This is a genomic window from Streptomyces sp. NPDC042346, from assembly GCF_055581845.1.
On the sequence record NZ_JBVJEH010000001.1, the window covers coordinates 769,507 to 791,805 of the forward strand.

The following is a 22,299-nucleotide window of genomic DNA, read 5'->3' on the forward strand; positions in this document are numbered from 1 at the left end:
GTGAGCCGCCGCCCTCGCCGTGTCCGTACCGCCCCTCTCCTCCTCGTGGCCGTCCTCGCCGCCCTCACCGGCTGCTCGGCCGGGACCACGCCGCCCACCACCCCGCCCGCGGGGGTCTCCGAGGCCACGGCCGCCCCCGCGCCCACCGCGGGCGCCGCGTCCGTCCGGGCGCTCGGCCGGTCCCTGCCCGTCCGGGTCCGGCTCCCCGCCGCCGGGGTCGACACCGGCGCCACCGGTCCCGTCCTGGAGCTGGGGCTCGCCGCCGACGGCACCGTCGAGGTGCCCTCGGTCGAGGACGCCGACCGCATCGGCTGGTACGGCAAGGGCGTCACGCCCGGCGAGACCGGCCCCGCCGTCCTCATCGGCCACTTCGACACCGCCCGCGGCCCGGCCGTCCTGAAAGACGTCTCGCGGGTCCGGGTGGGCGACGAGATCGCCGTGACCAGGGCGGACGGCAAGGTCGCCGTCTTCCGCGTAAGGGAGCTGGAGCAGGTCGACAAGGACGCGTTCCCGACGGCCAAGGTGTACGGCGACACCACGCGCCCCGAGTTGCGCGTCGTCACCTGCGGTGGGGAGCTCGTCGACGGCCACCGCCCCGACAACATCATTCTGTACGCGGATCTCGTGGCCACGCGGGCCGCCTGAGCCGTCACCGGCCCGCTGAGGCAGAATCGGCGGCATGACGACCCCGGAGCCGACCCCCGAGCCGACCCCCGAGCCGACCCCTGCGTCGAGCTCCGAGCCGACCCCCGAGTCGACCCCTCAGCCGACCCCTCAGCCGACCCCTGAGTCGACCCCTCGGCCGACGCCCGAGCCGACGCCCGAGTCGACGCCCAAGGCTGTCGAGCCGCAGTACGCCGACCGTGTCTTCCGCTCGCCCCTCGGCATCGCGAGCGGCGTGTTCCTGCTGGTCCTCGCGGTCCTCTTCGGCGGCGACGCGCTGATCCGCGGCGAGGGCCGGACTCCCTGGGTCGCGCTCGCGGGGCTCGTCCTCGCCCTCCCGCTGATCGTCGCCTTCACCATCCGGCCCGCCGTGTACGCCAACGACCAGCGGCTCCGGATCCGCAACCCGTTCCGGTCGATCACGCTGCCCTGGGCCTCGGTCGCCGACGTCCGCGCCGGCTACTCCAGCGAGGTCTTCACCCAGGAGGGCGCGAAGTATCAGCTGTGGGCCGTCCCCGTCTCGCTGCGGCAGCGGAAGAGGGCCGCACGGAAGGCCGCCCGCGCCTCGCAGGACGATCCCCACGGCCGTACCTCCGTCACCGCCGACGTGCGGGACGCCTCCTCCCGGACCGCGCCCACCGACCAGACCGTCGCCGATCTGCGGGACCTCGCCGAGCTCCACGTCGGGGACCCGGGCGCGCAGGGCGAGCCGCAGGTGCGCTGGGCGTACGAGATCGTCGGCCCCGCCATCGCCGGGTTCCTGCTCCTCGTCATCCTCCTCGCGACGGGCTGACGCGCCCCGGCTGCTCCGTCCCTTCCCCCCTCCGTCCCGGCCGGTGTCCAAGGGGCAACGGTCCGGTGAAGCGTGCCACCGGCAATTGGTTTAGCACCCAACTTTCACCCCCGTCTCAATAGATTGCGCTTGCCGAGACTGTGGGGGTGGGGGCGATGACCAAGGACACCGGTGTGTCCACGACGCGCTGTCTGGTCGATCTGGGGACCGACGGGCGGTACGGGTGGCGGCTCGTCGCCCAGAACGGGAGGGTCGTCGCGCGGTCGGGGGGCTGCTACGACGACCACGACGGGTGCAGGGACGCCTTCCTCGCCCTGTGCGCCGGACACGCCGCCATGGCCGGCGGCGTCCAGCACACCGCCGGAGGCAACGGCTGGGTGTGGCTGCTCCGCGACGCCGAGGGCCGGACCGCCGCCCTCTCCGGGCGCTCCTACGAGCGGCACTCCACCTGCCGTACCGCCTATCAGCGGTTCCGGGCCCTGCTCGCCGCCGAGGGTCAGAGATGGACGGCAACGGCCTTATGGTGAACGGAAGTTGCCCCGCGCACGCCCCTCGTTCACGTCGCGTGGCGCACGCGTCCACCGGGCCGGACTTACGTCCTTCCCGTGACGACCGAGACCCTTGACCCGCTGCCCGGACCGCCGTCCGGCACACCGGCGGACCCGCCGCCCGACACGCCGCGCCGGCTCCACGCCGACCCCGGCCTTCCCGACCGGGTCTTCCGCGCCGTCGCCCGCACCGGCGGCGGCCTCGTCCTCGCGGTCATGCTCCTCGTCGGCGGCTTCCTGCTGCTCCGCGCCTGGCAGGCCCTCGACCGCGCCGGACCCTCGTTCCTCACCACGGAGAGCTGGGAACCGGACGCCGGACGCTTCGGGATCGCCGCCGTCCTCCTCGGCACCGTCCTCATCGCCCTCGTCGCGATCGTCGTCGCCGTCCCGCTCGCCACCGGGGCCGCGCTCTACATCTCCGAGTACGCCGCGCCCCGGCTGCGCCGCACGCTCGTCTCCACCGTCGACCTCATGGCCGCCGTGCCCTCCGTCGTCTACGGCCTGTGGGGCGTCTTCTGGCTGGAGGAATCGATCCTCCCGATCGCCCGCTGGATCTCCGCCTACCTGGGCTGGATCCCGTTCCTCCGGGTCGACGGCGCCGACCCGGACGACCCGCTCGCCCCGCCCACCGTCTACACCTCGTCCACCTTCGTCGCCGGTCTCGTCGTCGCGATGATGGTCGCGCCGATCATCTGCTCGATCATGCGCGAGGTCTTCTCGCAGGCACCGGCCGGCGAACGCGAGGGCGCCTACGCGCTCGGCGCCACCCGCTGGGGCATGATCCGAAGCGTCGTCCTGCCCTTCGGCAGGGGCGGCATGATCGGCGGCACCATGCTCGGCCTCGGCCGCGCCCTCGGCGAGACCATCGCCGTCTACATGGTCATCTCGCAGGTCTTCACCATCCAGTGGCACGTCCTGCAGACCGGCACCAGCTCGGTGTCCTCCCTCATCGCCCTGCGCTACGGCGAGGCCACCCCCTTCGGCATGTCCGCGCTCATGGCCGCCGGCTTCGCGCTCTTCGTCATGACCCTGATCGTCAACTTCGCCGCCTCGTCCATCGTCGCCCGCAGCCGCTCCGGCGCCACCAGCGATGCCTAGGACCACGCCCAAGGGGGACCCGAACCCATGACCATCGCCCCCGAGCGGCCCGGGGTGAGCCCGCCCGCCGCGCCGCCCCCGCCCTCGCCCGCCTCCTCTCCCGGACCCGAGCGGCGGCGCAGTACCGGCAGCCTGCGCTCCACCGACGTGTACGCCGTGTTCGGCGCCGCGGCCGCCTCGCTCGCCCTCACCTGGCTGCTCTTCGCCCGCCTGCTGCCCTTCAGCGGCGCCGTCGGCTTCGTCCTCGTCGCGTACGCCCTCTTCCTCGGGCTCTACGCGCTCCTCGTCTCCTTCGACGAGGACGGGCCCGCCGTCCGCGACCGGATCGCCGGGGTCGTCGTCCGCAGCCTGGGGCTCGTGCTGCTCGCCGTGCTCGTCTTCGTCGTCGCCTTCACCCTGTGGGAGGGCCGCAGGGCCCTCGTCCACCTCAACTTCTTCACCGAGGACATGAGCCTCGCCGGCCCCCTCGAACCGCTCGACGTCGGCGGTATCCTGCACGCCGTCGTCGGCACCCTCGAACAGGTCGGCATCGCGCTCGCGCTCACCGTGCCCTCCGGGATCGTCTGCGCGGTCTTCCTCAACGAGGTCCCCGGCCCCTTCGCCCGGCTGGTCCGCACGATCGTCGAGGCCATGACGGCGCTGCCGTCGATCGTCGCCGGCCTCTTCATCTACGCGACCGTCATCCTGGCCCTCGGCACCGAGCGGTCCGGCTTCGCCGCCTCGCTCGCCCTCTCCGTGATGATGCTCCCGATCATCATCCGCGCCGCCGACGTCGTCATCCGGCTCGTCCCCGGCACGCTGCGGGAGGCCTCGTACGCCATGGGGTCCTCGCGCTGGCGCACGGTCTGGCACGTCGTCCTGCCGACCGCCCGCTCCGGTCTGACCACCGCCGTCATCCTCGGCACCGCGCGCGGGGTGGGGGAGACCTCGCCGGTGCTGCTCACCGCCGGCTTCACCGCCGAGCTGAACGCGCTGCCGACCTCCGGCGCCCAGGTCTCCCTGCCGCTCGCCACCTTCGAGCTCGTCAAGTCACCCGAACCGAACATGATCGCCCGCGGTTTCGGCACCGCCGCCGTCCTCATGCTGCTCGTCCTGCTGCTCTTCGTCCTCGCCCGGATCGCGGGCGGCCGCGGCCCGGGGCAGCTGACGAAGCGCCAGGAGCGGCGCCGGGCCGAGGCGTCCCGGAAGGACGCGGCCCGGCAGGCCGCCGCGCGTCCGGAGCGATCCGTACCTTCCAGGAGTACGCCGTGAGACCCGTCCCCGTCACCCGCAGTCTCCTGGGCCTCGGCGCCGCCCTGTGCGCGCTGCTCGCCCTCCTCGTCCACCCGCCCGCCGCCCAGGCCGCCGGATTCACCAAGATCACCGGCTCCGGCTCGACCTGGAGCTCCAACGCCGTCGAGCAGTGGCGCCGCAACATCGGCGCCAACATCGGCCTGACCGTCAACTTCAACGCCAACGGCTCCTCACAGGGCCGCGAGCAGTTCAAGAACGGCACCGTCGACTTCGCCGTCTCCGAGATCCCGTACGGCCTCAAGGACGGCAACGCCACCGACGTGCCGCCGGGCCGCGGCTACGCGTACATGCCGATCGTCGCGGGCGGCACCGCCTTCATGTACAACCTCCGCATCGGCGGCCGGCAGGTCACCAACCTGCGGCTCTCCGGCCCCGTCCTGGCCCGTATGTTCACCGGGCAGCTGACCATGTGGAACGCGCCCGAGATCAAGGCCGACAACCCCGGCCTCACCCTCCCGGCCCGCCGCATCGTCCCCGTCGTGCGCTCCGACGGCTCGGGCACGACCGCCCAGTTCACGACCTGGCTCGCCAAGGAGCACGGCGGCGTCTGGGACGACTACTGCCGGCGCGCGGGCCGCCAGACGCCCTGCGGCATGACCTCGTACTTCCCCGTCGCGCCCGGCGCCACGGCCGTCGCCAAGTCCGGTTCGCTCGGCGTCTCCGCGCACGTCCGCCAGCCGCAGGGCGAGGGCGCCATCACCTACGTCGAGTACTCGTACGCCGTGAACGCCCACTTCCCGGTCGCCAAGATCCTCAACTCCGCCGGGTACTACGTCGAGCCGACCGCCTCCAGTGTCGCCGTGGCCCTGCTCGACGCCCGCATCAATGAGAACAAGTCCTCGACCGACTACCTGACCCAGATCCTCGACGGCGTCTACCGGTCGAGGGACTCGCGCAGTTACCCGCTCTCCAGCTACAGCTACATGGTCGTCCCCACCACCGAGACCGCCCCGCACACCAGGGACAAGGGCCGCTCGCTCGGCACCTTCGCCCGCTACTTCCTCTGCGAGGGCCAGCAGCAGGCCGAGGAGCTCGGCTACTCGCCGCTGCCCAGGAACCTCGTCCAGGCCGGCTTCGAACAGGTCCGCCGGATACCCGGGGCGCCCACGGGCGCCGTCGACCTCTCCGACTGCCGCAACCCCACCTTCTCGGCGGACGGCACCAACACCCTCGCCAAGAACGCCCCGAGGCCGAAGGAGTGCGACAAGCGCGGGACGACGCAGTGCGCCGACGGCACGGGCGGCGCGCGCGGCACGGCCACCCCGGTGAACAACGGCGGTTCGGGAGGGAACGGAAGCGGAAGCGGAGGCGCGAGCGGGAGCGGGACGGCCGCGGGCGGCTCCGGGTCGGGGTCCGGCTCCGGTTCTTCGACCGGCGGTACGGGCTCGGGCTCCGGTTCCTCGACCGGCGGGGGCGGCACGGGCTCCGGCACCGGCTCCACCGGCGGCAGCGGTACGGCCTCGGGCTCGGGCGCCTCGACCGGCGGCGGTACGGGCTCGGGCCCGGGCTCCGCCACCGGCGGCGGCGGTACGGGCGCGGGCGGCGGGTCCTCGACCGGCGGGGGCGCCACGGGCGGGACCGGCGGCGCGGCCGTCGACCCCGACACCGGCGAGCTCCTCGCCGGAGGCTCCGACGGAGGCGCCACGGGCGGCGGCGGCGCCGGCACCGGACAGGACTCCGGCGGCGGCATGATCGTCGGCACCCCCGTCACCCTCGCCGCCGACACGGGCGCCGGACTGCGCGGCCTGCTCATGGCCCTCTCCGCCGTCCTGCTGCTCGCCACGGTCGTCGCACCCCCGCTCGTCGCCCGCGCCCTCGCGGCCCGCGCCCGGCGCGAAGGCGGCACCCGATGAGGCCCGTACAGAGCCGGAGGTCCGGCACCCGACGTCGTACCGCGGGGCTCGGCGCGCTGCTCGCCGCCGTCGTGCTCGCCCTGGTCCCGCTGCCCCGGGACACCGTCGCGGTCGCCGCCGACGCGGAGAGCTCGGCGGTGACCAAGCGCGGCACGAAGGGCCCGTACGACGACTTCTCCGGCCTGGAGGTGACCGTCCACCAGACGAGGAACCTGCGCGCGCAGGGCCTGAAGGTCACGTGGAGGGGCGGGAAGCCGACCCGGGGACGCAACGGCGACTACCTCCAGATCATGCAGTGCTGGGGGGACGACCCGGCCGGGCCGAAGCGGGAGCAGTGCCAGTTCGGCGCCGGCGTCAGCGGCTCCGACTTCGGCGCCTTCATCGGCCGCCGGCTGATCCCCGTCGGCAGCGACCCGCTGGAGAAGCAGTACGACAAGCAGATCCCCTACCCGGACGCTCCCGGGCAGATGACCGACCCGTTCGTCCCCTTCACCCCGGTCTCCGGCCCGCCGACGACCAAGGTCACCGACTGGACCTACTTCAGTCCCGGCGACACCAACGAGGAGTACTTCGCCGCCACCCAGCCCGACGGCACGGGCGAGGCGGCCGTCAACCTCCAGTCGACCCGGGAGGCTCCCCACCTCGGCTGCGGCGACCCGATCGGCACGGGCGGGAACGTGCGCGGCAGGAACTGCTGGCTCGTCGTCGTCCCGCGCGGCTCCCACGAGCCGGACGGCTCGACCGGCAACAACCAGCGCCTGCACAGCTCGCCGTTCTCCACCACCAACTGGAACCAGCGGATGGTCTTCCCGCTCGACTTCCTGCCGGTCCGCGAGGCATGCCCCGCCGACAAGGCCGAACGCCGCATGACCGGTTCCGAACTCGTCACGGACGCCCTCACCTCCTGGCAGGCGGCGCTCTGCGCGGACGGCGCCACCCGCTTCACCTTCACCCAGCGCGGCGAGGACCTGGCCCGGGGCAACCTGCTCAACCCGACCTCCACCTCGCCCGGCCTCGCCTTCACCGTCGAGCCGGTGGACGGCGGGGAGAAGGCGGGATTCGTCCACGCGCCGGTCGCCGTCAACGCGCTCGCCGTGGGCCTCTACTGGGAGGCGGACAAGATCGGCCGCGTCAAGGACCTGAAGCTCAGCGCCCGGCTCCTGGCCAAGCTGCTCACGTACTCCTATCCGTACGACGTCAGGGCCCTCAGCTACACCGCGCCGGCGCCCGACCACCTGAAGGACAACCCGCAGTCCATCGTCCGGGACCCGGAGTTCCTGAAGCTCAATCCGGAATTCGAGAACTCCTTGCAGGCGCCCCAGAAATACCCCGGCGGAATTCTGCTCTCCGCCGAGCGCTCGGACACCACGAGGGTCGTCTGGAGCTATCTCCGAAGCAATGCGGAAGCGCGCGCCTTCCTCGAAGGGAAGCCGGACCCCTGGGGCATGCGGATCAACCCCTACTTCAAGGACCTGGGGCTCGCCACGGCCGGGTCCGACGAATTCCCGAAGGCCGATCCCACGGAGACGGAGCTCTCGCTGGGCGAGAAGCGCATCACGTACGGCGTGACCGAGCGCTCCCCCTACGCGATCGACCTGCACGACGCCGCCCGCTGGGTCCGGCGCGGCACCAACAACGCGAAGGACCAGGTGGCCGAGGACTCGGCGACCAGCGGGCCGAAGCTCGTCGGCGTCGACGTCCTCCCCGGCGACCGGCGGGCCTACGGCATCACCGACGCGGCATCGGCGTCCCGCTACCAGCTCCAGATCGCCGCCCTGCCCGACGCCGACGGCACGTACGTCCGGCCCACGACCGCGTCCATGCTCAAGGCCGTCGAACAGTTCAAGGACTCGGCGGTGCCGGGCGTCCTCGCCCCGGACCCGGCGCGCGCCGCGCACGGCGCCTACCCGCTGACGATGGTGACCTACGCGGCCGCTTCCACGTCGCTCCCGGCCGACGCCCGCAAGGACTACGCGCGCGTGCTGCGGTACGCGGCGGGAGCGGGGCAGAAACAAGGCACCGCCCCCGGTGAGCTGCCCCTCGGGTACGCGCCGCTGCCCGCGAAGCTGAAGCTCCAGGCGGAGGCCGCGGCCGGCCGTCTGGAGCGCGGGGTCCCGGCGGGCCCGGGCACCACGGCGGGAGGCGCGGGCTCCGGATCCGCCTCGGGTTCCGGTTCGGGATCCGGTTCCGGCTCCGACGGCGGAACGGACTCGGGCTCCGCCGGTACGGGCTCGTCGGGCTCGGCATCCGGCTCCGGCGCAGGCTCGGGCTCTGGCGGTACGACGGGCTCCTCCGGCTCGGACACCGGTTCCGGCTCGGGTGCGGGCGGCGGGAGCGCGAGCGGCGGCGGTACGGGCGGCGGCGCGGGAGCGCCTACGACCGCCACCGACCCGCCGTCCTCCGCGCCGCCGCCGGCGTCCGGCGGGGGCGGGAACGGGTCCGGAGGCGCGCCGGGGGAGAAGCTCGCCGACACCGGCAGCACCCCCTCCCAGGTCCTCGGCGTCATCCGCTGGGTCCTCCTCGCGGTCCTCCTCGCCGGCGGAATCGCCGGCCTCGCGGGACCGGCCGTCCTCGCATTCGCAGGCCGCCGCCGAATTCCCTTGGATTCACCTAGGACAGGAATTCGTCACCTGAAGAGCGACTGAACGTGGTGGTTCCCGGAACCGCCCGTACGGAATTGTTGTTCCCGGCCGGTCGACGGGTCGGTCGGAAAAACAATCCGGATTTTCTTGTGCGTCCATTCCATGACATCCGTTTCCACGGAGGAGATCAGAAGTGAACGTCAAGTCCCGCGCTCGTATCGGTGCCGCCCTCGGTGTGGCCGCCCTCGGTCTCGGTGTCGCCCTCGCCCCGGCCGCGCAGGCCGACCCCAGCCCGATCACCCAGTACCGCACCCTCGCCGGTGTCGGCTCCGACACGACCCAGGACGTCGTGAACGGCCTCGGTGACGTCGTCAAGAACGCCCTGGGCCAGAAGATCATCGCCTCCTGGAACGCCACCGGCACCACCACCGTCAAGACCAAGGCGACCGGTTGTGTCATCAACCGGCCCAACGGCTCCTCGGCCGGCATCGACGCCCTGCGCAACGCCGTGGACACCAACTCCGGCTGCCTCGACTTCGCCCGCTCCTCGCGCGGCCCGGCCGACATCACCTCCACGGACCTGACCTGGATCCCGTTCGCCAAGGACGCGGTGACCTGGGTGAAGCGCTCCGACAGCGCCCTGCCGGCCGACCTGACGGTGGCCCAGCTGAAGGACATCTACGACTGCAACCTCACCTCCCTCAACGGTGTGGCGATCACCCCGATCCTGCCGCAGGCCAGCTCCGGCACGCGCCAGTTCTTCCTCTCCTCCATCGGTGTGGCCACCCCGGGCGCCTGCGTCCAGCAGGGCGTCCAGGAGAACGACGGCACCGTCCTCGACACCGCCGGTGACATCGCGCCCTACTCCGTCGCGCAGTACACCGCGCAGGAGAAGGCCGTCGTCACGGACCGCCGCGGCGCCGCCGTGCTCGGTTCCGTCGGCACCGTCGCGCCGCGCAACGCCGACAAGACGCTCAACCTGACCTTCCCCTTCACCCGTGACGTCTACAACGTCGTCCCGACGGCGAAGCTGACCAACGCCACGATCGCCTCCACCTTCGTCGGCTCGACCTCCAAGGTCTGCGCCGCCGGCACCACGATCACCAACTACGGCTTCGGCACCCTCGGTGCCGCCTGCGGCGCCACGACCCTCACGGGCGAGCGCTGATCACCACGCTCCCGTAACCGCGCGACGGCCGGGCACCCCAGGGTGCCCGGCCCCACGGCGTACCCGAACCCGTCCTGAACTCGACCCGCACCGCCGACCGCCGACCGCCGACCGCCGACCGATAACCACCGACCACCGACCACCGACCACCGATCATCCGCCTCGGAGGAACCCCACCCCATGAACCGCGTCGCACCCCTCAGATCGCCCGTGGCCCTGCTCACGGCACTCGCCCTCCTCTGCGGCACACTGGCGATCGTCCTGGCCCTGTCCACGTCCGCCGCCGCCGTCACCCGGCACGGCACCCTTGCTCTCACCCCGAGCTCGGGCGCCCTCGCCGCCGGCCCTGCCTCCGTCACCGCGGCGGCGGCCTGCCCCGCGCCGACCGCTCCGGCCACGCCGTACGTCAAGGGCGTCCTCGCCCTCGTCGACCCCGGTGACCCGACCGTCAGCGCGCCGATCGCCGAGGTCGTCCCCGGCGGCCCGCTCGGCACCACCCCGATATCCGGTCCGCTCACCGGCTCCGGCGCCGGCTACGCCACGCTCCAGGACCGGCTGCGCGAGCTCGTCCCCTCCGGGCCCCTCGACGGCCGCTACGAGCTGCGGCTCTCCTGCGAGACGGCCGACTCCGAGGCGCGCGCCGAGTACTTCTCCCAGCTGATCGAGGTCACGGGCGACAACTGGGCGACGGTCAGCCAGCAGGCGACCAACCTGTCCGTCACCACGGACAGCGCGCTCCCGCCCGCCGGCCGCCCCTTCCCGATCCGGGCCGAGGTCCAGCCGGCCACGGCCGCGGGCACGGTCACCTTCTCCACCCTCGTCAACGAGGAGCTCGTCGAGCTCGGCACGAAGGACCTGGCCGACGGCAAGGCGGAGATCACCGCCACCATGGCCGCCGAGATCAACGCCAACTTCCCCGTCCTGGCCCAGTACACGCCCGCCGACCCCACCGCGTACACCGCCTCGACCTCCGTCGTCACGTTCATCGCGGGCCCGGCCACCACCCCCACCCCCACCGGTACGCCGACCGGCACCCCCACCGGCACCGGGACGCCCACCCCGACCGGCACCCCCACGGGCACGCCCTCGGAGACCCCCACGGACGAGCCGACCGGGACGCCGTCCGAGACGCCCGGCGAGACCCCGAGCGACACCCCGTCCGGCACCGAGAGCCCGACCGGCACCGGCACGCCGTCCCCGTCGGGCACCGCCGACGGCGACAGCGCGGGCGGCTCTTCCGGCGGTGACGCCGGCGGTTCCGGTGACGGGACGACCGGGGGCTCCGGCACGAGCGGAGGCTCCGGCGATTCCGGCTCCTCCGGCTCCGGTTCCTCCGGGTCCGGCTCCTCCGGCAACAACACCACCACCAACGGCGGCAACGGCTCCCTCGCCGCCACCGGCGCCTCCTCCGCCGCATCCGCCGCGCTCGGCTCGCTCGCGCTCTGCCTGCTCGGCGCCGCGGCCGTTCTCCAGAACCGCCGCCGCAAGGCGAAGGCCCCGCGCCCGTGACCACCGCGACGCCCCCCGTCGCCGCCCCCCGAGCCGGGTTCGCCCTGGCCGGGGCGGCGCTGTGCGTCCTCGCCGCGCTCCTCATCGGCTTCGCCGCCAACCTGACCGTCGTCGGCCACCTCCAGCACGCCCGCGACCAGTCCACCGCCTACGACGACCTGCGCGAGCAACTCGCCCTCGGCACCGCGCCCGTGGGCCAGTCGACGTACGACGGCAAGCCCCTCGCCCTCGGCGCGCCCGTCGCCCTCCTCCGCATCCCCGCGCTCGGGATCCGCGAGGTCGTCGCCGAGGGCACCACCTCCGGCGTCCTCATGTCCGGGCCCGGCCACCGCCGCGACACGGCGCTCCCCGGCCAGGCCGGGGCCAGCGTGATCATGGGCCGCCAGTGGGGGTACGGCAGCCCCTTCAACGACGTGCACCGCCTGCCGGGCGGCGCCCGCATCGAGGTGACGACCGGTCAGGGCACGGCGCGGTACGAGGTGACGGCCGTCCGCCGCCCCGGCGACCCGAACCCCGCCCCCCTCGGCGCGGGCGAAGGGCGGCTCACGCTGATGACGGCGAGCGGCGGCGCGTACACCCCCGAGGACGTGCTCCGGGTCGACGCCGAACTGATCGGCGACGCGCAGCCCAGCCCCGCCAGGCCGCTGCGCCCCGGCTGGATCACCGCCGCGGAGAGGCCGCTCGCCGGCGAGTCCGACGTCTGGCCCGGGATCTTCCTCGGCGTCCAGGGCCTGCTCGCCGCCGCCCTCCTCACCGTCCTCGCCCGGCGCCGCTGGGGCGCCCGACAGACCTGGGTCGCCGCCGTCCCGGTCCTCGTCGCCCTCGGCGTCCTCGTGTCCGGGCAGCTGACCCGGCTCCTCCCCAACCTCCTCTGACCGCAAGGGAGTCACCGCCCGTGACCGATCTCGCCGACACCGTCACCCTGCCCCCCGTGCCGCCCGTGTCGCCCGTGCCGGGGGACGCGCCGGTCCCGTCCCGCGCCGCCGCGCTCGAAGCCGACGCCGTCTCCGCGTGGTTCGGCGACCGGAAGGTCCTCGACCGGGTCTCGCTCGCCATGCCCGCCCGCGAGGTCACCGCCCTCATCGGCCCCTCGGGCTGCGGCAAGTCGACCTTCCTGCGCATCCTCAACCGGATGCACGAACTCACCGGCACCGCCTCGCTCGCCGGCCGGGTCCTCCTCGACGGCTCCGACATCTACGACCGGGGCCGCCGCATCACCCACGCCCGCCGCGAGATCGGCATGGTCTTCCAGAAGCCCAACCCGTTCCCCGCGATGTCCCTGTACGAGAACGTCCTCGCCGGCCTGAAGCTGGGCGGCATCCGGGCGGGCAAGGAGGCGAAGGACGACCTGGTGGAGGAGTGCCTGACCCGGGCCGGGCTCTGGAACGAGGTCAGGGACCGGCTGCGGCAGCCCGGCGGCGCGCTCTCCGGCGGCCAGCAGCAGCGCCTCTGCATCGCGCGCTCGCTCGCCGTCCGCCCGCGCGTCCTGCTCATGGACGAGCCCTGCTCGGCGCTCGACCCGACCTCCACCCGGCGCGTCGAGGAGACCATCGCCGAGCTGAAGGCGGAGGTCACCGTCGTGATCGTCACCCACAACATGCAGCAGGCGGCCCGGGTCTCCGACTCCTGCGCGTTCTTCCTCGCCGAGCAGGGCACCCCCGGCGTGATCGTCGAGCACGGCCCGACCGCCACGATGTTCGGCTCGCCGCGGGACCCGCGCACCGCCGACTACGTCAACGGCCGCTTCGGCTGACCCCGGCGAGCGACCCGGGCGAGCCGACCCCGGCGAGCCGTCACCGACGGGCGGCGCGGATTTCACCCGTACAGCGGATTTCACCCGTACAGAGGAAAGGGCCGGTACGGAATCACTCCCGCACCGGCCCTCCGCCCTTCGCTCGTCGAGACGTCCCCCGGGTCAGAGCCCCGCGGCCGTGCTCAGGTCGCGCTTGATCGCGGCCAGCAGCTCCGCGCCCTTCGCCCGCGCCGGCGCCAGCTCGCTCGCGTCGGCGACCGGGACGACGACCTCCAGGTAGCACTTGAGCTTGGGCTCGGTGCCGCTCGGGCGGACGATCACCCGGGCCTTGTAGTCGCCCTCCAGGTGGTAGCGCAGCCCGTCCGTCGGCGGCAGCGACTCCGTGCCCTTCGACAGGTCCTCGGCCGAGACGACCGTCAGACCGGCCAGCGAGACCGGCGGGCGCTCGCGCAGCGCGGCCATCGCGTTCGCGATGATCCCCAGGTCCTCGACCCGCACCGACAGCTGGTCCGTGGCGTGCAGCCCGTGGGCCACCGCCAGGTCGTCGAGCAGACCGAGCAGGGTGCGGTCCTGGTCCTTGAGCACCGAGGCCAGCTCGACGACGAGCAGCGCGGCCGTGATGCCGTCCTTGTCGCGGACGCCCTCCGGGTCGACGCAGTAGCCGAGCGCCTCCTCGTAGCCGTACCGCAGCCCCTCGACGCGGGCGATCCACTTGAAGCCGGTCAGCGTCTCCTCGTACCCGACACCGGCCGCCTCGGCGATCCGGCCGAGCAGCGACGACGACACGATCGACTCGGCGAACACGCCCGTCGCGCCCTTGTGCACCAGGTGCGCGGCGAGCAGCGCGCCCACCTCGTCGCCGCGGAGCATCCGCCAGCCGCCCTCGACGGCGGCGTCCGGGACGGCCACCGCGCAGCGGTCGGCGTCCGGGTCGTTGGCGATGATCAGGTCGGGGTCCACGGCCCTGGCCGCCTCGAAGGCGAGGTCCATGGCACCCGGCTCCTCCGGGTTCGGGAAGGCGACCGTCGGGAACGCCGGGTCGGGCTCGGCCTGCGCGGCGACGAGCGCGGGCGGCGGGAAGCCGGCGCGGGCGAAGGCCGCCGTCAGGACGTCCTTGCCGACGCCGTGCATGGCCGTGTAGACGGTCCGCGCGGTCCGGGGGGACCCGGGGGTCAGGACGGCGTCCGTACGCGCCAGGTAGGCCTCCAGGACCTCGTCGCCGAGGGTCTCCCAGCCGGCCTCCGGGCGGGGCACGTCCGCGAGGGAGCGCACCGCGTCGATCTCGGCGGCGATCTCCGCGTCCGCGGGCGGCACGATCTGCGAGCCGTCGCCCAGGTAGACCTTGTAGCCGTTGTCGCGCGGCGGGTTGTGGCTCGCGGTCACCTCGACACCGGCGACGGCGCCCAGATGCCTTATGGCGAACGCGAGGACGGGCGTCGGCAGCGGGCGGGGGAGCACGGCCGCGCGGAGTCCGGCGCCGATCATCACGGCGGCGGTGTCGCGGGCGAAGTCGGCCGACTTGTAGCGGGCGTCGTAGCCGATCACGACGAGACCACCGGTCTCGCCCTTGGCCTTGAGGTACGCGGCGAGGCCGGCGGCCGCGCGGATGACGACGGAACGGTTCATCCGCATGGGGCCGGCGCCGAGCTCGCCGCGGAGGCCGGCGGTGCCGAACTGGAGGGTGCCGGCGAAGCGGGCGGCGAGCTCGGCGGTGTCACCCGTCTCGATGAGCTTCGCGAGCTCCTCGCGGGTCTCGGCGTCGGGGTCCTCGGCGAGCCAGGCCTGGGCCCGGGCGAGGAGGTCGTCCTGCGTCACGGTGTGCCTTTCGGGGAGTGCGGGGCGGGAGGGCGCGGATGCCTGCGGGGTGGGTGCCGCTGCGCGGAGCCTTTCCCCACCCCGCCCCTTCCCGAACTGGGGGCAGGCCCCCAGACCCCGTACGGCCTGCGGCCGTGCCCTCAAACGCCGGGCGGGCTGAAATTCAGCCCCGCCGGCGTTTGAGGCGCGGGGGTCCGGGGGCGGAGCCCCCGGTTACGGGAAGGGGCGGGGTGGGGGAGTCCTCAGATCCGGTCCAGGACCCGGGTCAGGAGCTCGCCCATCCGGGCCGCCGAGTCGCGCCCCGCCTGGAGCACCTCCTCGTGGTTCAGCGGCTCGCCGGAGAGGCCCGCCGCCAGGTTCGTGACGAGGGAGATGCCCAGGACCTCGGCGCCGGCCTCGCGGGCCGCGATCGCCTCCAGGGTGGTGGACATGCCGACGAGGTCGCCGCCCATGGTGCGGACCATGTTGATCTCGGCCGGGGTCTCGTAGTGCGGCCCGGGGAACTGGACGTAGACGCCCTCCTCCAGGGTCTCGTCGACCTCCTTGCACAGCGCGCGCAGCCGCGGCGAGTACAGGTCGGTGAGGTCCACGAAGTTCGCGCCGACGATCGGGGAGGCCGCCGTCAGGTTGATGTGGTCGCTGATCAGGACCGGCTGGCCGGGGCGCATGCCCTCGCGGAGGCCGCCGCAGCCGTTGGTCAGGACGACGGTCTTGCAGCCGGCGGCGACGGCGGTGCGGACGCCGTGGGCGACGGAGGCGACGCCGCGGCCCTCGTAGAAGTGGGTGCGGCCGAGGAAGACCAGCGCGCGCTTCTCACCGATCTTGTACGAGCGGACCGTGCCGCCGTGGCCCTCGACGGCCGGCGGCGGGAAGCCGGGGAGCTCGGTCACCGGGAACTCGGCCTCGGGGGCACCGAGCGCGTCGACGGCGGGCGCCCAGCCCGAGCCCATGACCAGGGCGACGTCGTGGTTCTCGACTCCGGTCAGCTCGCGAAGACGTGCGGCAGCGGCCTCGGCGGCCTCGTACGGGGTGGCAGTTGCGTTCACTGACTCTCTCGCCTCGGGGAGGGGGGTCCGAGGGGAGCCCCGGACGGATTTGGTACGCGCAGAAGCGTAGCCGGAGAATCCCTACGCGCGTAGATGACGATGCTGACGGACATGCGATCGTTGTCTTGTCGTTTCCGACGAACGGGGGAATCCTCCGCCCCGGACCGATCGAACGGCTTTCCCGGCTCGCCCGGCCCGCACCCGGATCAACAGGGCCGCTTGCGCAACTCCATCACGTAGTCGTGCGGCGCGCCCGCCGACTCGGCCGCGTCGGCGACCTCGCCCAGGTACCGCGCGGACGGCAGCCCGCCCTCGTAGCCGTTGAGGACGTACACCCAGGCCGGCTCCTCGCCGTCGAGCGTGTCGACCCGCACCCGCATCCGCCGGTAGATGTCGAGCCCGACGCCCTCCCACCGGTCCATGGACTCCTCGTCCATGGGCGCGATGTCGTACAGCGCCACGAAGACCTGCGAGCGAGGGGCCTCCACGATGGTGGCCAGCGCCCCCTCCCAGCCCATCTGCTCGCCGCCGAAGGTCAGCCGCCAGCCGTTCAGCCAGCCGGTGCCGCGCAGCGGGGAGTGGGGTGCGCGGCGGCTCATCAGCCGCGCGTCGAGGTTGCCGGCGAAAGCGGCGTAGAGCGACATGGGACCGAGAGTACGGGAGCGGGCGGGGTGTCCGGCGAACTCCGAGGTGGCGGCCGTGGGCGGGCTCCGCCGAACTCCGGCGCGGCGCGTACGGAGCCCCGGCGCGAGGCCGCGCCGGGCGTGCGGGAGAATGGGGTACGCACTTGAAGCGTGCGGGACAATGGCGTACGCACTGCACCCCAGGGGGGGACCCCCCGGCAGAACGAGACGCGAGGCGTAGATCCCAGTGACCCGGATCGTGATCATCGGTGGCGGACCCGGCGGATACGAGGCGGCCCTGGTGGGCGCCCAACTCGGCGCGGAGGTGACCGTCGTCGACTGCGACGGCCTCGGCGGCGCTTCCGTCCTGACCGACTGTGTTCCCTCGAAGACGCTCATCGCCACGGCGGAGGTGATGACCACCTTCGACTCCTCCTACGAGGAACTCGGCATCATCGTCGCCGACGACACCCCGCACGTGGAGCAGGCCGCCCGCGTCGTCGGCGTGGACCTCGGCAAGGTCAACCGACGGGTGAAGCGCCTCGCGCTCGCCCAGTCGCACGACATCACCGCCTCCGTCACCCGGGCGGGCGCCCGGGTGCTGCGCGGCCGCGGCCGGCTCTCCGGCCGGCAGACCGCGGACGGCTCCCGCCAGGTGATCGTCACCGCCGCCGACGGCACGGAGGAGACGCTCACCGCGGACGCCGTGCTGATCGCGACCGGCGGTCACCCGCGCGAGGTCCCGGACGCCAAGCCGGACGGCGAGCGCATCCTGAACTGGACGCAGGTCTACGACCTCAAGGAGCTCCCCGAGGAGCTCATCGTGGTCGGCTCCGGCGTCACCGGCGCCGAGTTCGCCGGCGCCTACCAGGCGCTCGGCTCCCGCGTCACCCTGGTCTCCTCCCGCGACCGGGTGCTGCCGGGTGAGGACCCGGACGCCGCCGCCGTCCTGGAGGACGTGTTCCGCCGCCGCGGCATGAACGTCATGGCCCGCTCCCGCGCCGAGTCCGCCAAGCGGGTCGGCGACCGCGTCGAGGTCACCCTCGCGGACGGCCGCGTCATCTCCGGCACCCACTGCCTCATGGCGGTCGGCGCGATCCCGAACTCGGCCGGAATGGGACTGGAGGAGGCCGGCGTCAGGCTGAAGGACTCCGGTCACATCTGGACCGACAAGGTCTCCCGTACGAGCGCCCCCGGCGTCTACGCGGCCGGAGACGTCACCGGCGTCTTCGCGCTCGCCTCGGTCGCCGCCATGCAGGGCCGCATCGCGATGTACCACTTCCTCGGCGACGCGGTGGCCCCGCTCAATCTGAAGACGGTCTCCTCGAACGTCTTCACGGACCCCGAGATCGCCACCGTCGGCTACACGCAGGCCGACGTGGACGCGGGCAAGATCGACGCCAAGGTCGTGAAGCTGCCGCTGCTCCGCAACCCCCGCGCGAAGATGCAGGGCATCCGGGACGGCTTCGTCAAGATCTTCTGCCGTCCGGGCACCGGCATCGTGGTCGGCGGCTGCATCGTCGCCCCGAAGGCGAGCGAACTGATTCACCCGATCTCGATCGCGGTCGACAACAATCTGACCGTCGAACAGATCGCAAATGCTTTCACCGTGTACCCCTCCCTGTCGGGCTCGATCGCAGAAGTGGCACGGCAGTTGCACACCCGAAAGCTGGCGGGCGAGGCGTAACACCCGGCCCGGGGGGTGCTCCAGGGGCGCTCCCGCCTGCGGGAACGGTTCGCCGACTCGGACAACCCCCGGCAAGGCGGGGCATAGCCCTGACATACGGCGGATCAAAGGCGGGGTCTCCCATACCACTTGGGGGCCCCGCCTGTGCGCATCTTCTGCAATTCGGCGCATAGTGCTGAAAACTATCGGCCGGTCACGTTACTGTCAGTTTCGTGTTCGCTGCAGAACGTCGCCAGTTGATCCTCGAAATGGTGCGCGCCAATGGGGCCGTCTCGCTCCGCGAGCTCGCACGTGTCGTCCAGACCTCGGAGGTGACCGTACGGAGGGACGTACGGGCACTTGAGGCAGAAGGACTCCTCGACCGCCGCCACGGCGGTGCGGTGTTGCCGGGTGGATTCACGCGAGAATCCGGCTTCCCGCAGAAATCCCATCTCGCCACGGCGGAGAAGACGGCCATCGCCGACGTCGCCGCGAGCCTCGTCGAAGAAGGCGAGGCCATCGTCGTCGGCGCCGGGACGACCACGCAGGAGCTGGCCCGCCGGCTCGCCCGCGTGCCCGGTCTGACCGTCGTCACCAACTCCCTGCTCGTCGCCCAGGCCCTCGCCCACGCCAACCGGGTCGAGGTCGTCATGACCGGCGGCACCCTGCGCGGCTCCAACTACGCCCTCGTGGGCAGTGGGGCCGAGCAGTCGCTCCAGGGGCTGCGGGTCTCCCGGGCCTTCCTCTCCGGGAGCGGGCTCACGGCCGAGCGCGGGCTCTCCACGTCCAACATGCTCTCCGCGAGCGTGGACCGGGCCCTGGTGCAGGCGGCGGCGGAGGTCGTGGTCCTCGCGGACCACACCAAGCTCGGCGCCGACACCATGTTCCAGACGGTGCCGACGGACGTCATCACCCGGCTGGTCACCGACGAGCCCCCGGCCCATGACGAGCGGGCCGCCTCCGAGCTCCAGGCCCTCGCCGACCAGGGCGTGCAGATCGCCGTCGCGGGTACGGGCGCGGGGCCCGGCGCGGTCGGCGGTGAGCAGCACCCCCCGGGCGTCCGGCCCCGCCGTGACATGCCGCTCCCCGTCCAGCGCGGACGGATGGCGGCCGGTCAGTTCCGGGGTCCCGGCGGGGGGATGGCGGCGGAGACGCTGGAGCGCACGGCCCGGGTCGCGGACATGCGCCGCCGCTGAGCCGAGTCGCGAGGGGCCCTCCCCCAGGGGTCCTGCGACCGCGCCCGGTCTCTCAGTCCTTGAGTACCGCCAGTCCTTGAGTACCGATAGTCCTTGAGTGTCGCTAGTCCTTGAGTACCGCCAGCCCTTGGGTACCGCTAGTCCTTGAGTCCCCGCAGCGTCAGCGCGAGCAGGCGGTCCGCCAACTCCGCGTCCTCCGGGCACTGTTCCGCCGCCAGCGCGATCGCGTTGGTGAGCTGCATCAGGTCGCCGATCGACACGTCGGCGCGCACCTGCCCCGCCTCCTGGGCGCGCCCGAGCAGCGTCTCGCCCGCGTCGCGCAGCGGCACGCTGCACGGGGCGAGTGCCGAACTCCGGTCGTACGAGGCGGACATCAGCGCGTGCGCGAGCCCCCGGTACGCGCCCGCGTGGGCGATCAGGGTCCGCAGCCACTCCACCAGCGCCCGGCACGGCTCCGCCGCCCCCGCCAGCTCGTGCGAGCGGTGCAGGAGCGCCGTCAGGGCCTCCTGGAAGACGGCGTTCAGCAGATCGGCCCGGGTGGGGAAGTGGCGGTAGAGGGTGCCGATCCCGACGCCCGCACGGCGGGCGACCTCCTCAAGGGGCGCGTCCGTGCCCTGTTCGGCGAAGGCGGCCCTGGCCTCCGTGAGCAGCCGCTCGTGGTTGCGGCGCGCGTCGGCCCGCATGGAGCCCTCCCCTCGGCGGAAGGGCCCGCAGGCTGCTGCCTGCGGGCCCTTCGTACCGTACGTGGTGAAGCGGTCAGTCCTTGATGTCGCAGATGGTGGCGCCGGACGTGACCGAGGCGCCGACCTCGGCGCTCAGGCCCTTGACGGTGCCGGAGCGGTGGGCGTTGAGGGGCTGCTCCATCTTCATGGCCTCAAGGACGACGATCAGGTCGCCCTCCTTGACCTCCTGGCCCTCCTCGACCGCGACCTTCACGATCGTGCCCTGCATCGGGGAGGCGAGGGTGTCGCCCGAGGCCGTCGGGCCGGACTTCTTCGCCGCCCGGCGCTTCGGCTTCGCACCCGCCGCGAGCCCGGTGCGGGCCAGCGTCATGCCGAGGGAGGACGGCAGGGAGACCTCGAGGCGCTTGCCGCCGACCTCGACGACGATCGTCTCGCGGCCCGACTCGTCCTCGTCCGCGTCGGCACCGGCCGGCGCGAAGGGCTTGATCTCGTTGACGAACTCCGTCTCGATCCACCGGGTGTGGATGCGGAACGGGTCCGAGGTGAACGCCGGGTCGACGACGACGGCCTGGTGGAACGGGATGGCCGTGGCCATGCCCTCCACCTTGAACTCGGCCAGGGCGCGGGCGGCGCGCTGGAGCGCCTGCTCGCGGGTCGCGCCGGTGACGATCAGCTTGGCCAGGAGCGAGTCCCAGGCCGGGCCGATGACGGAGCCGGACTCGACGCCCGCGTCCAGGCGGACACCCGGGCCCGAGGGGGCGTCGAAGACGGTGACCGTGCCGGGGGCGGGCAGGAAGCCGCGGCCCGGGTCCTCGCCGTTGATGCGGAACTCGAACGAGTGACCGCGGACCGCCGGGTCGCCGTAACCGAGCTCCTCGCCGTCGGCGATGCGGAACATCTCGCGGACCAGGTCGAGGCCGGTGACCTCTTCGGTGACCGGGTGTTCGACCTGGAGGCGGGTGTTGACCTCCAGGAAGGAGATCGTGCCGTCCGTGCCGACGAGGAACTCGACCGTGCCGGCGCCGACGTAGCCGGCCTCCTTCAGGATCGCCTTCGACGCCGCGTACAGCTCGGCGTTCTGCGCCTCCGTCAGGAACGGCGCGGGCGCCTCCTCGACCAGCTTCTGGTGGCGGCGCTGGAGCGAGCAGTCACGGGTCGAGACGACGACCACGTTGCCGTGGGAGTCGGCGAGGCACTGGGTCTCGACGTGGCGGGGCTTGTCGAGGTAGCGCTCGACGAAGCACTCGCCGCGACCGAAGGCCGCGACGGCCTCGCGGACGGCGGAGTCGTACAGCTCGGGGACCTCTTCGAGGGTCCGCGCGACCTTCAGACCGCGACCGCCGCCACCGAAGGCGGCCTTGATCGCGATCGGCAGGCCGTGCTCCTCCGCGAACGCCACGACCTCGTCCGCACCCGAGACCGGGTCGGGGGTGCCGGCGACCAGCGGGGCGCCCGCGCGCTGCGCGATGTGACGGGCCGCCACCTTGTCGCCCAGGTCGCGGATCGCCTGCGGCGGCGGGCCGATCCAGATCAGACCCGCGTCCAGGACGGCCTGAGCGAACTCGGCGTTCTCGGAGAGGAATCCGTAGCCGGGGTGGACGGCGTCCGCGTCCGAGTCCTTGGCGGCCTGCAAGACCTTGGCCATGTCCAGATAACTGGTCGCGGGAGTGTCACCGCCCAGGGCGAACGCCTCGTCAGCCGCCCGGACGTGCAGAGCGTCCCGGTCCGGATCGGCGTACACGGCCACGCTGCCGATGCCGGCGTCCCGGCACGCCCGGGCCACACGGACAGCGATTTCGCCACGGTTGGCGATGAGCACCTTGCGCACGATGGCTCCCTCCTTGAAACAAGCTGAGTTTAGGGACTGCCGACACGGCCTTTCGACCCGTCCCCAGTGGTGAGCTTGCCCACACGGAGCGTGACCCCGGGCCTGCTCGGGTCGTGAATTCCCTTGTCGCACCACGGTACGCAGGGTTCCTTTACGGCACAGTAGCTCCGAGGTGTGGCGCA

At 73.1% G+C, this 22,299-nt stretch carries 18 protein-coding genes; 13 read left to right on the top strand and 5 right to left on the bottom strand.

Annotated elements, in window-relative coordinates; all coding sequences use genetic code 11:
* The 11 genes from ACZ6K0_RS03765 (at position 1) to ACZ6K0_RS03815 (ending at position 13,260) form a co-directional block, all read left to right on the top strand.
* A complete protein-coding gene (locus ACZ6K0_RS03765) occupies positions 1 to 645 on the top strand; it encodes a class F sortase (RefSeq protein WP_376401769.1) in 645 nt (214 codons plus the stop codon).
* A 34-nt stretch (positions 646 to 679) separates the two neighbouring features.
* Entirely contained in the window at positions 680 to 1,456 is a 777-nt protein-coding gene (locus tag ACZ6K0_RS03770) for a PH domain-containing protein (RefSeq protein WP_376401772.1), read from the top strand.
* A gap of 155 nt (positions 1,457 to 1,611) precedes the next feature.
* On the top strand, positions 1,612 to 1,983 hold the full coding sequence (locus ACZ6K0_RS03775; RefSeq protein ID WP_376401775.1) for a DUF1508 domain-containing protein: 372 nt from the start codon (positions 1,612 to 1,614) through the stop codon (positions 1,981 to 1,983).
* A gap of 78 nt (positions 1,984 to 2,061) precedes the next feature.
* Positions 2,062 to 3,102: a phosphate ABC transporter permease subunit PstC gene (pstC, locus tag ACZ6K0_RS03780; protein WP_376401779.1), complete on the top strand. Its 1,041-nt coding sequence runs from the start codon at positions 2,062 to 2,064 to the stop codon at positions 3,100 to 3,102.
* A gap of 27 nt (positions 3,103 to 3,129) precedes the next feature.
* Positions 3,130 to 4,353 (top strand): phosphate ABC transporter permease PstA, encoded by a 1,224-nt coding sequence (pstA, locus tag ACZ6K0_RS03785; protein WP_469229592.1) that lies wholly within the window; start codon positions 3,130 to 3,132, stop codon positions 4,351 to 4,353.
* Positions 4,350 to 6,248 (top strand): phosphate ABC transporter substrate-binding protein PstS, encoded by a 1,899-nt coding sequence (gene pstS / locus ACZ6K0_RS03790; RefSeq protein WP_469229594.1) that lies wholly within the window; start codon positions 4,350 to 4,352, stop codon positions 6,246 to 6,248. Before pstA ends, pstS begins: the two co-directional genes overlap by 4 nt.
* Positions 6,245 to 8,893 (top strand): hypothetical protein, encoded by a 2,649-nt coding sequence (locus ACZ6K0_RS03795; RefSeq protein WP_469229596.1) that lies wholly within the window; start codon positions 6,245 to 6,247, stop codon positions 8,891 to 8,893. The genes pstS and ACZ6K0_RS03795 overlap by 4 nt, the downstream gene beginning before the upstream one ends.
* A 130-nt stretch (positions 8,894 to 9,023) precedes the next feature.
* Entirely contained in the window at positions 9,024 to 9,998 is a 975-nt protein-coding gene (locus ACZ6K0_RS03800) for a substrate-binding domain-containing protein (RefSeq protein ID WP_376401790.1), read from the top strand.
* Positions 9,999 to 10,178: 180 nt separating this feature from the next.
* Positions 10,179 to 11,507, top strand: coding sequence for a hypothetical protein (locus ACZ6K0_RS03805; protein ID WP_469229599.1), 1,329 nt, complete (start codon positions 10,179 to 10,181; stop codon positions 11,505 to 11,507).
* A complete protein-coding gene (locus tag ACZ6K0_RS03810; protein WP_376401796.1) occupies positions 11,504 to 12,382 on the top strand; it encodes a sortase in 879 nt (292 codons plus the stop codon). Before ACZ6K0_RS03805 ends, ACZ6K0_RS03810 begins: the two co-directional genes overlap by 4 nt.
* A 74-nt stretch (positions 12,383 to 12,456) precedes the next feature.
* Positions 12,457 to 13,260: a phosphate ABC transporter ATP-binding protein gene (locus ACZ6K0_RS03815; RefSeq protein ID WP_376402370.1), complete on the top strand. Its 804-nt coding sequence runs from the start codon at positions 12,457 to 12,459 to the stop codon at positions 13,258 to 13,260.
* Positions 13,261 to 13,422: 162 nt separating this feature from the next.
* On the opposite strand, the gene ACZ6K0_RS03820 is transcribed toward ACZ6K0_RS03815, so the two are convergent.
* The 3 genes from ACZ6K0_RS03820 to ACZ6K0_RS03830 all read right to left on the bottom strand — a co-directional run bounded on the left by ACZ6K0_RS03820 (position 13,423) and on the right by ACZ6K0_RS03830 (position 16,765).
* Positions 13,423 to 15,075 (bottom strand): phospho-sugar mutase, encoded by a 1,653-nt coding sequence (locus ACZ6K0_RS03820; RefSeq protein ID WP_469229601.1) that lies wholly within the window; start codon positions 15,073 to 15,075, stop codon positions 13,423 to 13,425.
* A 242-nt stretch (positions 15,076 to 15,317) separates the two neighbouring features.
* On the bottom strand, positions 15,318 to 16,121 hold the full coding sequence (locus tag ACZ6K0_RS03825) for a purine-nucleoside phosphorylase (protein WP_376401801.1): 804 nt from the start codon (positions 16,119 to 16,121) through the stop codon (positions 15,318 to 15,320).
* 206 nt (positions 16,122 to 16,327) lie between these two features.
* On the bottom strand, positions 16,328 to 16,765 hold the full coding sequence (locus ACZ6K0_RS03830) for a gamma-glutamylcyclotransferase family protein (RefSeq protein ID WP_125745095.1): 438 nt from the start codon (positions 16,763 to 16,765) through the stop codon (positions 16,328 to 16,330).
* Positions 16,766 to 16,991: 226 nt separating this feature from the next.
* Between ACZ6K0_RS03830 and ACZ6K0_RS03835 the strand changes: the two genes are divergently transcribed.
* Both ACZ6K0_RS03835 and ACZ6K0_RS03840 read left to right on the top strand, forming a co-directional pair.
* Positions 16,992 to 18,431, top strand: coding sequence for an NAD(P)H-quinone dehydrogenase (locus ACZ6K0_RS03835; protein WP_376401804.1), 1,440 nt, complete (start codon positions 16,992 to 16,994; stop codon positions 18,429 to 18,431).
* A 248-nt stretch (positions 18,432 to 18,679) separates the two neighbouring features.
* Entirely contained in the window at positions 18,680 to 19,606 is a 927-nt protein-coding gene (locus ACZ6K0_RS03840; RefSeq protein WP_469229684.1) for a DeoR/GlpR family DNA-binding transcription regulator, read from the top strand.
* Positions 19,607 to 19,743: 137 nt separating this feature from the next.
* On the opposite strand, the gene ACZ6K0_RS03845 is transcribed toward ACZ6K0_RS03840, so the two are convergent.
* Together ACZ6K0_RS03845 and ACZ6K0_RS03850 are read right to left on the bottom strand one after the other, a co-directional pair.
* Complete coding sequence (locus ACZ6K0_RS03845; RefSeq protein ID WP_362249473.1) at positions 19,744 to 20,289, bottom strand: TetR/AcrR family transcriptional regulator; 546 nt, start codon at positions 20,287 to 20,289, stop codon at positions 19,744 to 19,746.
* Positions 20,290 to 20,362: 73 nt separating this feature from the next.
* Positions 20,363 to 22,117, bottom strand: coding sequence for an acetyl/propionyl/methylcrotonyl-CoA carboxylase subunit alpha (locus ACZ6K0_RS03850; RefSeq protein WP_376401811.1), 1,755 nt, complete (start codon positions 22,115 to 22,117; stop codon positions 20,363 to 20,365).
* Positions 22,118 to 22,299 lie beyond the last annotated feature (182 nt).